This is a genomic window from Pseudarthrobacter sp. HLT1-7 (assembly GCF_059383435.1).
Map to the genome: position 1 here is coordinate 79,321 of NZ_JBWZCH010000013.1, position 13,380 is coordinate 92,700.

At 63.5% G+C, this 13,380-nt stretch carries 13 protein-coding genes; 5 read left to right on the plus strand and 8 right to left on the minus strand.

What is annotated here, in order from left to right:
• Positions 1 to 427 precede the first annotated feature (427 nt).
• Positions 428 to 2,830 (minus strand): putative bifunctional diguanylate cyclase/phosphodiesterase, encoded by a 2,403-nt coding sequence (locus AC50X6_RS13190; protein ID WP_494966659.1) that lies wholly within the window; start codon positions 2,828 to 2,830, stop codon positions 428 to 430.
• A 166-nt stretch (positions 2,831 to 2,996) separates the two neighbouring features.
• Between AC50X6_RS13190 and AC50X6_RS13195 the strand changes: the two genes are divergently transcribed.
• Entirely contained in the window at positions 2,997 to 3,380 is a 384-nt protein-coding gene (locus tag AC50X6_RS13195; RefSeq protein ID WP_494966660.1) for an alpha-amylase family glycosyl hydrolase, read from the plus strand.
• Positions 3,381 to 3,508: 128 nt separating this feature from the next.
• On the opposite strand, the gene AC50X6_RS13200 is transcribed toward AC50X6_RS13195, so the two are convergent.
• Positions 3,509 to 4,906: an MFS transporter gene (locus tag AC50X6_RS13200; protein ID WP_494966661.1), complete on the minus strand. Its 1,398-nt coding sequence runs from the start codon at positions 4,904 to 4,906 to the stop codon at positions 3,509 to 3,511.
• Between the two features lie 123 nt (positions 4,907 to 5,029).
• Positions 5,030 to 5,968, minus strand: coding sequence for a LysR family transcriptional regulator (locus AC50X6_RS13205; RefSeq protein WP_494966662.1), 939 nt, complete (start codon positions 5,966 to 5,968; stop codon positions 5,030 to 5,032).
• A gap of 141 nt (positions 5,969 to 6,109) precedes the next feature.
• On the opposite strand from AC50X6_RS13205, the gene AC50X6_RS13210 reads away from it, so the two are divergent.
• From AC50X6_RS13210 to AC50X6_RS13220, 3 genes are read left to right on the plus strand one after another with little or no spacing between them, the layout of a single operon-like run.
• A complete protein-coding gene (locus AC50X6_RS13210) occupies positions 6,110 to 7,030 on the plus strand; it encodes a CoA transferase subunit A (RefSeq protein WP_494966663.1) in 921 nt (306 codons plus the stop codon).
• Positions 7,027 to 7,833, plus strand: a complete 807-nt coding sequence (locus tag AC50X6_RS13215) for a CoA-transferase subunit beta (protein WP_494966664.1) — start codon at positions 7,027 to 7,029, stop codon at positions 7,831 to 7,833. The genes AC50X6_RS13210 and AC50X6_RS13215 overlap by 4 nt, the downstream gene beginning before the upstream one ends.
• A gap of 18 nt (positions 7,834 to 7,851) precedes the next feature.
• The gene (locus AC50X6_RS13220) at positions 7,852 to 8,625 is read left to right on the plus strand and encodes an SDR family oxidoreductase (RefSeq protein ID WP_494966665.1); all 774 of its coding nucleotides are present in this window, start codon (positions 7,852 to 7,854) and stop codon (positions 8,623 to 8,625) included.
• Positions 8,626 to 8,762: 137 nt separating this feature from the next.
• Here the strand turns inward: AC50X6_RS13220 and AC50X6_RS13225 are convergent, their stop codons facing one another.
• Genes AC50X6_RS13225 through AC50X6_RS13235 form a run of 3 tightly spaced genes read right to left on the minus strand, consistent with a single transcriptional unit; the run spans position 8,763 to position 10,996 of the window.
• The gene (locus AC50X6_RS13225) at positions 8,763 to 9,950 is read right to left on the minus strand and encodes an acyl-CoA dehydrogenase family protein (RefSeq protein ID WP_494966666.1); all 1,188 of its coding nucleotides are present in this window, start codon (positions 9,948 to 9,950) and stop codon (positions 8,763 to 8,765) included.
• The gene (locus AC50X6_RS13230; protein ID WP_494966667.1) at positions 9,947 to 10,195 is read right to left on the minus strand and encodes an acyl-CoA thioesterase family protein; all 249 of its coding nucleotides are present in this window, start codon (positions 10,193 to 10,195) and stop codon (positions 9,947 to 9,949) included. Before AC50X6_RS13230 ends, AC50X6_RS13225 begins: the two co-directional genes overlap by 4 nt.
• A 15-nt stretch (positions 10,196 to 10,210) precedes the next feature.
• Positions 10,211 to 10,996: an enoyl-CoA hydratase/isomerase family protein gene (locus tag AC50X6_RS13235; protein ID WP_494966668.1), complete on the minus strand. Its 786-nt coding sequence runs from the start codon at positions 10,994 to 10,996 to the stop codon at positions 10,211 to 10,213.
• Between the two features lie 183 nt (positions 10,997 to 11,179).
• Here AC50X6_RS13235 and AC50X6_RS13240 point away from each other — a divergent pair, with 183 nt between their 5' ends.
• Positions 11,180 to 11,728, plus strand: coding sequence for a hypothetical protein (locus AC50X6_RS13240; RefSeq protein WP_494966669.1), 549 nt, complete (start codon positions 11,180 to 11,182; stop codon positions 11,726 to 11,728).
• A 44-nt stretch (positions 11,729 to 11,772) separates the two neighbouring features.
• Here the strand turns inward: AC50X6_RS13240 and AC50X6_RS13245 are convergent, their stop codons facing one another.
• Positions 11,773 to 12,354 carry a GNAT family N-acetyltransferase gene (locus AC50X6_RS13245; protein ID WP_494966670.1) on the minus strand — a complete coding sequence of 194 codons (582 nt, stop codon included), beginning with the start codon at positions 12,352 to 12,354 and terminating at the stop codon, positions 11,773 to 11,775.
• Positions 12,355 to 12,385: 31 nt separating this feature from the next.
• Positions 12,386 to 13,321, minus strand: a complete 936-nt coding sequence (locus AC50X6_RS13250) for a phosphotransferase (RefSeq protein ID WP_494966671.1) — start codon at positions 13,319 to 13,321, stop codon at positions 12,386 to 12,388.
• Between the last annotated feature and the right edge of the window lie 59 nt (positions 13,322 to 13,380).

Here is a 13,380-nt window from a genome sequence, read left to right on the forward strand (position 1 = left end):
ATCGCCCCACTCACCACGGCAACGAGATGGACCGAACGACAGGAGAAATCGTTGGCGCCCGAATATTCCGACGGGCGGGCCGCCACGGCAAGGACCTCACCGATGCGGGCACCTGTTGCCAAGAAGACATCCAAGACAACGGACAGATCTGTGGCGCGAGGCCGTCCCTGGTGGTTGGGGTCTTCCTGCCAGTTGCGGATGACTGTTCGGAGTTACTCGACGTCTTTGATTGACAGGGCCTGGACGTTCTTGGTGGCGAGCTTGATGGGGCCCAAATCCCGGATTGGATTGCTGTGCAGGGCGTCATCCCGGACCGCGAGACCGATCATGCCGGTCAGAACGCAGCTCTCGCGTCGGGCGAGGTCCGCCGGCTGCAGCCGGTCGACGAGGCGGCACTTGGTAACGGTCTGACTGGTGAGGACGGCGCTTAGGTGGCCGCCACGGCGGCGGTGCGGGTGGCTAGCCAGGTGTCGAGTTGGTCGGCGGTGACCGGCCGGGAGAGGAAGAAGCCCTGCGCGGAATCGCAGCCATAGCTGGCAAGTTCGGTCAGCGCGGCCTTGTCCTCGACTCCCTCTGCGACAATCCGCAGGCCCAGCTTGTGCGCCAAATCGATCGTCGACGCCACGAGTGCGGCCGCGCGTGGGTCCTCGGCCATCGGCAGCACGAATGAGCGGTCCAGCTTGAGCTCATCGATCGGCAACTCCCGCAGATATGCCAGGGAACTGTACCCGGTTCCGAAATCGTCGATCGAGATTTGGATCCCGGCATCCCGCAGGCGGGTGAGGATATCCAGCGCCCGCGCCCGATCGGTCATGAAGAAGCTCTCGGTAATTTCCAACATCAACACTGACGCCGGTAGGCCGCGATTCGCAATCATCGCGGCGATCCGGGTGGGCAGGTCCGTGTCGACGAGGGAACTCACCGACAGGTTTACCGCGATCGTGAGCGGGTGGCCCCGCTCCTGCCAGACGAGCGCCTGATCGAGGGCCTTCGTCAGCACTACCCGGGTCAGCTCGTGCATCAGCCCGGCATCCTCGACCAGAGGCAGAAACGAGTCCGGGTACACCAGGCCACGCCGGGGGTGCTGCCATCTCACGAGCGCCTCTACCCCGGCAACCTCGTCGGATCCGAACTGGACCTTGGGCTGATAGTGCAGCAGTAACTGGTCATCGCTGAGCGCGAGCCGCAGCTCCTCGAGGGTGCGCAGCCGGGCATCGCCGTGGCCATCGTCCCCGACCGTGTACACGTGATGGCCGCTTCGCGACTCCTTTGCCTTGTACATCGCAATATCCGCCTTGCTCAGCAGCACGCTGAGGTCACGGCCGTGACCGGGTGCAAGCGCGACGCCGATGCTCGCACTCGTCTGCAGGCCGATGCCCGGCAATGCGAACGGAGCAGCCAGCGCCGCCCGCACTCGGAGCGCGGTCCCCACCGCCGCTGCCTCATCCGCCTGACGCAACACGATCGCGAACTCGTCCCCGCCCAGCCGCGCCAGCAGATCGCCCGGACCGACGTTCGCGGCCAGCCGTTCCCCCACCATCACGAGAAGCCGGTCGCCCACTTGATGCCCGAGGCTGTCGTTGACGTCCTTGAACCGATCCAGATCCAGCAACAGAAGCGCACTGCCGCGGACCCGCGGCGGAGCCGAGAGACTGCTTTGCGTTCCTGACAGTTGTTGGGACCCTGCCGGGAGGGAGACCGGATCGTCAGAGCCGGCCAGGAGGGTCGGGCTGGCTGTGGTAGAACGGGGTCTCACCCGGACGGCTCGGCCGAGGAGAGTCTTGGCCCTGCCCACGGTGCCGCCGCCGAGTAGGGCGGGCCCGTCCGCGTAGAACGCCCGCCGGTTCGGCAGCCCGGTCAGCTCGTCTGTGCGCGACTCGCGGCGCACGATCCGATGCCGAAAGGTGAGCGGAACCGCCGCCGCAGCGACCGTGGCTGCGGCGAGAACCACAGCAGGAGTCGACAGGGTCATTCGGGTGCCGAGCAGGAGCGCGCCAAGCCCGACAACGACGGCGAGCATCGGCACAGAGACCGGAAGCACCTGGCTTGCGGGGGCCGCCAGACGGACTTCGACCCGGGAGGCAACATCCGCCCAGCACGCAACCAGCATGACGCCGATCGCCCAGCCCACGTCAAGGACATACCCGGAAACGTACGTTCCTTGCTGCGAGAGGAGGGCATAACCCAGGTCGGTGTCGGCGTAGGTGGACAGGCCGATGGAGAGCACCATCCAGCCTGGGCCGAAGCCGAGCTTCGGTGCAGAGGCCATGCCTGTGATCATCGCCACCAGCAGCACGTCGCTCAGCGGATAGGCGAGGGCGACCGTCGTCGACAGCGAGGCTGGCCCGGAAGCGGCCTCGCTCAGAACCGGATCGAGGAGCACGGCGAACAGGGTTGCGCCCCCCAGCGCTCCCACGGCCATATCCAGCAGCACCGAACCGGTGAGGGTCCGTACCGTGCGCCACGACAGCACGAAAAGTGCGATCAGCATAAGCGGGTAGAACAGCAGATGGCCGACGTCGGCGGGTGAGGGCGAGGAGAGCACGCCAGAACCGTCCAGGGCGAAGTAGTTGTACAGGTCGCCGCCGGCCCACAGGGTCAGGCCGGACGCAACGCAGAGGAACTCCAGCCTGCGGAACCGGGTGCGGTACACGGCACACCACGCCACGATTATGGGAACCCACCGGGTGGCGTTGCCGAGGCCCAGCTCGACAAACGGATGCGGCCGCTCGCCAGGCAGCATCAGGGCCAGGAAGTACACCACCACCAGGGTCCCCATCAGCCAGCGCGGCCACGTCACGGCAGCCCGGTAGGCGGGGGTGCGGGCCACCGGGTGGGCATCCGGGGTCGGAGTTAGGTCAGAGCCTGCGGATAGACGACGTCGAGCCCCTTTTGGCATCCCCTGCACAGCCGTCCCCCGTCGTGTCGTGCTCAGCCTAGCACCGGATGGGCCGGCCGGGTCCGGAGCTCAGGACCCGGGCGATCTGGTCATAGCTGTGCGACTTCGCGCCGCCGCCGAGATCTCGCGTTGGAAGGAAACGCACAGCTCAAAGCAAGCGGCGACCACTTTCGGTCCCGCCGGAACCCACACGGAACCACCTGTCAGTGCAGATCAGGACTGGTTCAAGGGTGCCGTGGTCTATCAGCCCTATTCGTGCAGCTTTGCCGATGCCAACGGCTACGGCCCGGGCGACCTCGGCTGCATCATTTCCCGGCCCGACTACCTGCACCGACTCGGCGTCGATGTCCTGCGGCTCTCGCCGGTCTACCGCTCCCCGCAGAACGACAACGGCTATGGCATCAGCGGCTATCGAGTCATCGATCCGGTCTTCGGAAATCTTGAAACTCTCGATGAACTGATCACCGGCTTTCACTCCTGAGGTATGAAGCTGGTCATGGACCTTGTGGTCAACCACACTTCGGACGAGCACCGGTGACCTCGACGATGGCGGCTGGCACCAAGCCGACCAGACACTGGGCAACTGCCTCCTCAGTGCTTCGGTGGATCCTAGCGCTGCAGGCTGGGGCTGCGATCAGACTCTGCTCCGGCGGCGGGAGTAGTCTCGCTTTCCGTTCCGAAGCTGTCAGCGCTCCCGTAGTCCGCGCCGAGGTTACGCGAGCGTGACAATAGGCCGAGAACTGAGGCGATCGTGATCACCACATGCACGAGGGCCAAGACGATGACGGCCAGGATGGATCCTGTCGCGTTGAGCAGGAACTGGCCCATCATGGGTGCCGTCCCCGCAAAGACGGTTGAACTGAGCTGGTAACTGAGGGATATGCCGGTATAGCGGATGTTGGGCGGGAACGACTTAGCCAGGATCCCTGCCAGCGCGGCGTAGTACATGGAGTGCGGGATGGTGGCCAGCGCCATGCCAACGGCCGCCAACATGTAGTCCCCGGTCCCGATCATCATGAACATCATGGGAAGGACCAGGAGCTCGGGGACCAGCATCAGGAGCACCGCCGTGCGCAGGGTGAGCTTGGAGGCGATGAGTGCGCCGAATGGCTGCACGATGAACTGCACCACGAGGGAGATGGTCACGATGGACAGGAAGCTTGTCCTGGTGAAGAGCCCCTCATCGACCGCCCAAGCCAGCGCGAAGGTGCCTTTGAAGTAGGTTGCCGAGACGGCAATTACGCACGCTCCGATGCCAAGGGCCACGATGCCCTTGGACTTTCGGAGTACTTCGCGCAGGGGTGCCTTGGCCACGGTCTTGGTCTCCATGAGCGCCCGCATGGCCGGAGATTCTTCGATGCTCAAACGGACGAAGAGTCCGATTCCCACCAGTACCGCCGACAGGAGGAACGGGACCCGCCAGCCCCATGTGGTGAAATCCTCGTCGGGGAGCTGTGCCACCATGAGCCACACAAGCGTTGAAAGCAGGTTGCCCATGGGGGAGCCCTGCTGGGCGAAGGCGCCGTAGAGAATGCCCTTGCCCTTGGGCGCGTGCTCCGCTGCAAGGACGACGGCGCCACCCCACTCGCCGCCCATGGCAATGCCCTGAACGAGTCGCAGTGCCACCAGCATGACCGCCGCCCAGCTGCCGATCTGGGCGTAGGTGGGTAGGAGACCGACGGCGGTGGTGCAGATTCCCATCATCAGCAGGGTGGCTACCAAGGCTTTTTTGCGGCCCAGTCTGTCGCCGATGTGACCGAAGATGATTCCGCCGAGCGGTCTGGCGAGGAAGCCGACCCAGAACGTTGCGAAGGCAGCCAAGGTGCCCACCGCCTGATCTTGGGCGGGGAAGAAGATCTTGCCGAAGACAAGAGCGGAGGCTGTCCCGTAGGCGTAAAAGTCATACCATTCGACGGTGGTTCCGGCGAAAGATGCTAGGCCGGCCTTCCTGGCCATCTTCTGCCGGAGCTGGGCTGTGCCCGATTCCGTCTTCTGTAATCCGCTCACAACAACTCCATTGTCTGGCTGTGGCACCCTGTGACGCAGCACACGGTGAATTTCATCCCCAACCCTGACAGTCCAAATTCATAGCGTCCAATATCTAATCCGACCTACAGTCGGTGGGAAATCCTATAAATCGATGCCTTCCGCCGCATGGATGGCTGATGAGCTGGGACGCGGTGGTGTTGGAAGTACCCGCTGCGCGATTTCCAGCACAGCGTTGGTGGCCGTGGCGACGTTGTCCTTCCGCCACGCCAGTACGGCAGCGAGGTCCGGAAGGTCGTCCTCCAGATCCCGGTATACGAGGCCCGGCGTGTCGATGTGCTGCACGGACGATACGGTGATGGTCACCCCGACGCCGGCGGCAACCAGTCCGAGGATGGTGTATGAATCCGGGGCCTCCTGCATGATCCGCGGAGTGAAGCCGGCGCCCATGGCTATATGGATCAATGCATCCCGCACTGTGGAGCCCTGGGTGCCCGGGAAAGTAACAAACGGCTCGCTCGCCAGGTCCGAAACCCGGATCGTTTCTTTGCTGGCCAGCGGGTGGTCCGACGGTAGGGCAGCCACCATCCGTTCGTAGCCATAGACGCGGGTGGCGATGCTCTGGTTGTTGACCGGAAGGCGTGAGAAGCCAATGTCCAGGTCGCCGGCCGCAACCTCGGCGATCGCCGTGCCGGCATATGTCTGCCCCTGGAGCACCAGTTCGATGCCGGGTTGTTCCGCCCGGACGGCACGTGCCAACACAGGCAGTACGTTCCTGCTACTTGCCCCGGCGAAGCCAATGATCACCCTGCCGACGATCTCCGAGTTCCCGAGAATCGCTGACCGGCGGGCGATGTCGACGTCGGCCATGACCTGTTTGGCTGGGCCGAGGAGTGCTTTTCCAGCATCGCTGAGGGTCACGGACCGCGTGTTCCGGTGGAACAGTTGGACCCCGAGTTCTTTCTCCAGCAGCCGGATCTGCTGGCTCAGGGCGGGTTGCGCCAGGTGTAGCCGGGCGGCGGCCCGGCCGAAATGCAGCTCCTCCGCTGTGGCGATAAAGCCTGCCAGATGTCTGAGTTCCACTGTTCCCTTTCGATTCAGATCAGATTCGGATGATTCAGACTTGATTCTTATCACAGAAGTCCGATTTATGTATTGGACTCTTATATATCTGGGGTGCCAGCATGAGGGGGACCCGACGAAAGATCCGGAAGGCAGTTCCCCTTGGCCGAAAAATTGTTCTCCCTGAGAGATGCAATAAGCACCTTCGTTTCCGACAACGACGTCGTAGCCCTGGAGGGATTCACGCACCTCATCCCCTTCGCGGCAGGCCACGAAATCATTCGGCAGGGGCTGGCGGGCCTGACTCTGGTGCGGATGACACCAGACATTATTGCCGACCAGCTGGTAGCGGCCGGTTGCGTGAAAAAGATGGTCTTCGCGTTCACCGGCAACAGCTCGGTCGGTTCCCTCTATGCGGTGCGGCGGGCGGTCGAGGCTGGCGGTCCCGGCGAGCTCGAGCTTGAGGAATACAGCCACTATGGGCTCTTGGCCCGGTACCAGGCCGGTGCCGCCGGGATCCCGTTCATGCCGATCAGGTCCTACGCCGGCAGCGACCTGGTCAAAATCAATCCCCAGCTGAGGAAGGTAGCGTCCCCTTTCGCGGAGGATGTCGAGACCTATGTGGTGCCCGCCCTGAACCCCGATGTGGCCATCCTCCACGCTCAGCGGGCGGACCGGCATGGCAACATCCAGAGCTGGGGGATCCTCGGGCCGCAGCAGGAGGTTGCGTTCGCGTCCAGGCGCACCATCGTGCTGGTGGAGGAGATTGTCGACGACGACGTTATCCGCTCCGACCCCAACAGGACGCTCATCCCCGGGTTCGTCGTCGATGCCGTCGTCGAGTGTAAATATGGGGCGCACCCATCCTTCGCGCAGGGCCACTACGACCGGGACAACGACTTCTACCGCTCCTGGTCAGCCATCAGCAAAGACCCGGACCGTCTCGAACGCTGGATCCAGGAATGGATCCACGACCCGGCAGACCACGACGGTTACCTCAGCAAACTCGGCGACGGATTCTTTGACCGGCTGACGCCGTTCCCTCGCCTGTCCAACCCCGTCAACTATGGGAGCGTCCTATGACCAGCGTTGCCGAGGCAACCACCGTCGGGCCGGTACCATCTCCGCACTACACCGTCAGTGAGCTCTTGGCGGTTGTCAGTTGCCGTTACCTGCAGGGGAAACGGCGCGTTTTTGCCGGGATCGGCCTGCCAACCCTTGCCGTTGCGCTCGCGCAGAAGTCCACATCTCCGGACATAGAACAGATCTACGAGTCGGGTGTCTGTGGTGCTCACCCGCCGAAACTTCCGGAAACCATCGCCGATGCCTCACTGGCCACCGGAGCCGAAGCTATCCTGTCCATGCCCGTGCTGTTCGGATACGTGTTGCAGGGCGGCTGGATCGACGTGGGTTTTCTCGGCGCGGCGCAGATCGACAGGTTCGGCAGCCTGAACACCAGCGTCATTGGCCCATGGGACTCGCCGACGGTCCGCCTTCCCGGTTCCGGGGGCGCCGCCGAGGTGATGGCGAACTCCCAGGAGGTATTCGTCGTCATGCGCCGACACAACAGCACCTCCTTTGTCCGGGAGCTCGACTTCTGCACCAGCCCCTCGCCGGCGGCAGCACGGCGGGTCGATCCCAAAGTGCCGACGCGGGGCGCTGGTGTCACCACCGTCATCAGCGAACTCGGTGTCTTCAAAGCGGATGCAGCGGGTGAATTATGCCTGGCCAGTATCCACGAGGGCGTGACCCTGGAGCAGGTCCGTGAGCAGACCGGGTGGCCGGTCACAGTGCGGGATGACCTTACCGTGACGCCTCCGCCCACCCGGGAAGAACTCCGGCTGCTCCGTGACGAAATCGATCCAGGCCGGGTCTACCTCCGGTGAGAAAAGGAGCGGAAGCGGATGTTTAGCACCCAAATTTTCAGCGGCCGGACCGCGCTTGTCACGGGAGGCACCTCCGGGATCGGCCTGGCCATTGCCGGACGCCTGGGAGCCCTCGGCGCCAAGACAGCAATCATCGGACGCGATGAGACCAAACTTGAGACCGCCGCCGCCGCCCTGACGGCGAAAGGATTCGAAGTCAGAGGGTACCGGGCGGACGTCCGTGACGAAGCGGCGGTGCATAACGCCCTTGAAGCCATCGAAACCGACTTCGGTCCGGTAGGCCTGCTCGTGAACAACGCCGCCGGAAATTTCCGCGTCAACCCGCTGGACCTGACACCGAATGGCTGGAACGCGGTGGTTGACATCGTGCTCAAGGGCACGTGGAACCTTACACAGGCAGTGGGCCGGCGTGCCATCACGTCCTCGGTGCCCTTGTCGGTAGTGAATATCGGCACTTCCGCGGCACTGACGGGAAACCCGGACACCGTCCATTCAGCCAGCGCGAAGGCGGGAGTGCTGGCAATGACGAAGTCGCTTGCCGCGGCCTGGGCACCCCACGGCGTCCGCCTCAACGTGCTCACACCCGGGCTGACGGGTCAGACCGGCGGCGCCGGGATCTTGTACGGAACGGAAGCGGAGATGGACGAGCACCTGGCGAATATTCCGCTGGGAAGGCTCGCCCGGAAAGAGGAAATCGCCGATGCCTGCGCCTTTCTGCTCAGCGACTTTGGATCCTACATCACCGGCACCGAGCTGTTGATCGACGGCGGCCGGCGCCTAACCGGCCACTGACCGAGGAGAACACCAACGTCACTGAACACGCTTCGGAGGCGCGGACGCCACGCGCTCATGGCTGCAGCCACGGATTAGCCGGGAATGGAAAAAAGGGGACTTCGCCATTTCGGCGCAGTCCCCCTTCCCGGCAGCGGTTAAGACCCGCTGAAAGCGGAAATGCCGGTGATCTCGCGCCCCAGGATGAGCGATTGGATGGAGTCGGTCCCCTCATAGGTGTGAACAACCTCCATGTCGGTCATATGGCGGGCAACGTGGTAGTCCAAAAGCAACCCGTTGCCGCCCAGGACATCCCGGGCCTCGGCACAGATCCAGCGCGCCTTCTTTGCGGTGTGCATCTTGGCCAACGAGGACATCGGACCGGTCAGCTTTCCCTGCTCCTGCAAGGCGGTGATCCGGAAACAGATCAGCTGCATGGCTGTCAGCTCGGCCAACATATTGGCGAGCTTGTTCTGGACGAGTTGGAAGCTGGCAATGGACTTGCCGAACTGGACGCGGTCTTTGGCATACGCGACGGCCGCCTCGTACGCTGCCATGGCGTGGCCGAGAGCCTCCCAGGAGGCGTTGCCCCGGGTGGCCATCAGCACGCGGCCCACATCCTTGAATCCTGTCGAAGCCGCCAGCATGTTGCCGGCCGGAATCCGCAGATTGGCAATCTCGATGTCCGGTTGCAGGATGGCCCGCTTGCCGATCTTGCCCGTGATGACTTCCGTGGTGTAGCCCGCGGGGTAGGTGCCGTCGGGGTTCTTTTCCAGCACGAAGGCCTTGACTTTACCGTCCGAGTCGTCGCGGGCCCAGATGATGACGACGTCGGCGAAGCTTGCGTTGCCGATCCAGCGCTTTTTGCCGTTGAGCAGCCAATGGTCACCTTCGCGACGTGCGGTCGTCTCCAATGCCACAGAGTCCGAGCCGTGGTCCGGTTCCGTCAGGGCAAAGGCGCCGATCTTGTCCAGCGCGGCCATGGCGGGCAGCCAGCGGCTTTTCTGGTCCTCATCGCCCAGCAGTGCGATCGATCCCATGGTGAGCCCGGACTGGACGCTGAGGAAAGTGTTGATGCTGCCGTCAACGCGGGACATCTCCAGAGAGACGAGGGCCGAGGAGAGCCGGTCCATGCCGGGGCATCCGTACCCTTCGATGGTGGTCCCGACTATTCCCAGTGATGCGATTTTTGGCACCAGCTCGAAAGGGAACGCTGCCCGGTCCCAGTAGTCGTTGATGATGGGCAGGACCTCTTTGTTGGCGAAGGCGCGCACCCGGCCGGCGATGGCCCGCTGCTCCGCTGTCAGCGATTCTTCCAGCAGGAAAAAGTCGGTCGATTCGGTCATGATGTCTCCGTTTCGGAATACCGCGAGAGGTATTCGGTTTCAGCGGTGCTTAGTTTTCTGGGGCGGTTCGTTTTCGTTTCAAACGGGACCAGTACGGTGCTGCCCCGGAAGACGGGCGCGGATTCTTGGATGGCCGAGTAGCGTACGGTGATGGATCCGCTGCCGATCCTGGAGACGTCGAGCAGCATCAGGAGTTCGGAGGCCGGCCACCGGTAGTCGCGGGAACCGTTCCTGGCACTCCTCAACTCGATTCACCCTGTCTATGATCCCGTGAAGACGGGGAGTCCACGCTGGGCAAAAGCCCGTTTGCCTTCCGCGAAATCGCCGGAAAAATAGCACGCGGGCTGGTCGCTGTGCTCGGCGGCGAAAGCGTCTTCCAGAGAAGGAAGCCCCTCGGCCAAGGCTCTCTTAATGCCCGCGACGGAGAGGGGCGCCACAGCGGCCAGGTTGCCCGCCTTGGCCGCGGCTTCCGCCGCGAGTTGGTCCGGCGGATAGCAGTAGTCGGCCAGCCCGAGGCGGAGGCACTGGTCCGCGCCGAGTGTCTGGCCCTCGAGCAGCAACTGCCTCGCTTTGGGGACGCCTATCCGCGCTCCCAGGCTGTGCAGAATTCCTCCATCGGGCAGGAGCCCTAGCCTGGTGAAAGGGAACATGAGCCGGGCGTCGTCCGCCATGTAGACGTAGTCGCAAGCGATGGCGAGGCTGGCTCCCAGGCCTGCGGCGGCGCCCTCCACAACGGCAAGAGTGGGCTTGGTGAAGCCGCAGAGTAGCCGCACCAAGTTGGCGACTTGAGCCAGGCGCTGCCGGGCCGCGGTGAGGTTCTCCGGAGGCATGGCCGTCAGGTCGCCTCCTGAGCAGAAGTTGCCGTTCGCGCCCCGAAGCACCAGTGCGCGCACCGAGCTGTCGCCGGCGGCACGTTCGAGGGCCGTGACGAGTTCGCCGCGCATGTGATCGCCCATGGCATTTCGGCGCGCCGGGTCGTTGAGGACGATTGTCAGCACGCTGTTGTCCGGTGTGGATTCGATGAGCAACGGGACTTGTCCTCTCATGACAGTCTGCGGACCGCGGTGTCGTTGTCATCCGGACGGCCTGGCTCTGCTAACCATTTCAGCGAGGATTGGAATTTTCAAATACTAATTCACGATCTCATTAGGAAGATATGGTTATATATCGAGCGTAAGAGTATCTAGCACGCCCCTGCCAAACGGGCCCCGTGACCATAGGATGCAAAGATGGCAGTGGAAATGCTCAAGCCGTCGCCCCGGGGCAGCTGGGAGAAAGCCCTTGTCTCCTCAAACGTTTGGCTGCTCTTCATCGCACTGTTCGCTTCAAACCTGCTTCGGGACGAAGTCGGATTCTGGGGTTCGACGGCCATGGTCGCCATAGGTATGGGTCTCGGCACGTACCTGCTTGTGCGCATGGCCAAGCCGCAGAAGGAAGCGCGTCTGGCGCGCGACGCCGAACGCGGAGTGATCGAACTCGCCCTCCGGTATGCGGACGCGCTCCCGGGATCGCTGCGGGGCAGGTGGCTGCCGGGTTTTGCGGAGCTGAGCGGCGGCGTGATGAAATTCCAGCCGGACTACGTGGACAAAGGCCAACCCGAAGGCCGGATCACCGTGTATTCCGATCTAGTGGACCGCGGCCAGGTGGATCCGCCGTCCAAAAGACCTGCCGAGCTGAGGCGGGGCTGGAAGATCGTTGCGCTCGGGACAGACAAGGGGGAACTGCATGTCGCGACAGGGGATTCTGGCCAGACGCTGATCAAGCATCTGTTCACCTGATGACCGTGGCTGCGAGGCGCACACGACTGGGGTCCGGTCTGGCGTCAGGATTCCCAATCAGACCGGAGTACTGACATGACGATGGCATCGATGTAGACACCATCGAAGGTGAGGGCGGCCCGCTTCCGTCCTTCGTGCGAGAACCCGCTGCGCTCATAGACACGGCGCGCCCGTGGATTGAAGGTGTATACGTCCAACTCGATCCGGTTGATATTGGTGCTCCGGAAGGCATGGGCGAGAACCAGCCGGGTAGCCTCCGAACCGATACCGCGGTTGCGGCCGGACTGCCCGATCAGGATCCGGAAGTTGCAGGTGTTATCGTGCTCGTTCCAGTCGTTCAGGACGACCTCGCCGACGCACAAATCGGTGGCCTGGTCCACGATGGCCAGATCCAGCCTGTCTGCCTGATCCGATCGTGTTTCGTACCATTCGCGCGTGGAGGCGTCCAGCACGGGCGACCTGCTCTCCGCCTCGGCGGTGGTATGAACGGACCCGGTGAGCCTGAGCACCTCAGGGTCGGCAAGGATCGGTCCCATGGCATCGATGTCTGCCTGCGTGAACGGACGAAGCTTTGCCTTCTCGCCCTCAATTGTGGGCTTGGTCGAGAAGGCGCCTGGGGTGGTCATGAGTGGACCCTACCCCCAATTTCGGGGATGTTTAGCTGTGGACGTGTGCGCGCTTGAGTCTTTCCTGTGCCTGTTGAGTCAGTTCGTGAAGTGCTTCTGGCCTGGACCGGAAGAGGCTCTCGCCCCGTGCGTTGTGCAAGGCAGGCCAGAGGCTCGCCGCCCAGGCGACTTCGTGTTCCTCCCGGGTAAATGGACGGCCTCTTGCTCTCTGGTAGTGCTCCAGGAACTCTTCGGAGCTTTCGAGCGGGGCGAGGGTCGGAACGTCCGTGCTGGTGAACGCCCCAGATGCTGCTCCGGCGATCGACGCTTCAGGCAATGCGACAAGGCTGTCCCAGTCGTGGACCGCCCATGGCCGGAAGCCTTTCCATCGGAGGTTCTGGCTCTCCCAGTCCCCGTGACCAATCACCCACGGCAAGGTGGTTTCCGCCAGCCGGGCTGCGACGCGTCGGGCGACGTCGCGCACATGTTCGGGGACAAGGCTCTGGTCCATGATGTCGATAGCTGGATTGGCGGGCCACAGGTCCCCGCCCGGCGGGTTCCAGTGCATCCACGGCGGGGGCGGTTGAAATCCGGCAGGGGATTGGGAAACGAGAGTCCCGGAAAGCATGGCCAGGAGCGTCGCTGAGCGCTGGGTGAACGATGCGTCGTCCGGTGTTTGCATCTCTCCGCCTGGCAGCCACGTTTCGGCCGAGACAATCAATCCACCCGTTAGCGAATAAGCTGCCGTAACCGGGCGGGCGCAAGGGAACCCCTCGCTGGCTGCAAACCGCTGGACTTCGAGGCAGCGGTCTACCTTGGCCGGTTGATCCAACCGGACTTTTACGGCAAACGAGCGCCCGTCCCCAGCGTCGAAGCGAAACAGGCTCGACATTTGGCCGCCCGCCAGGGCAGTCAGCGCAATGAGTGCGCCCTCTCCCAAAAAGCGCGAACACCAGCGCTCAACTGAAAGCACTTCCGGATTCGACATGCCCCGAGTCTACAAACCCGCCGGAAAGGAACTGAGGGGCAGCTGTCGAACCATCAGCC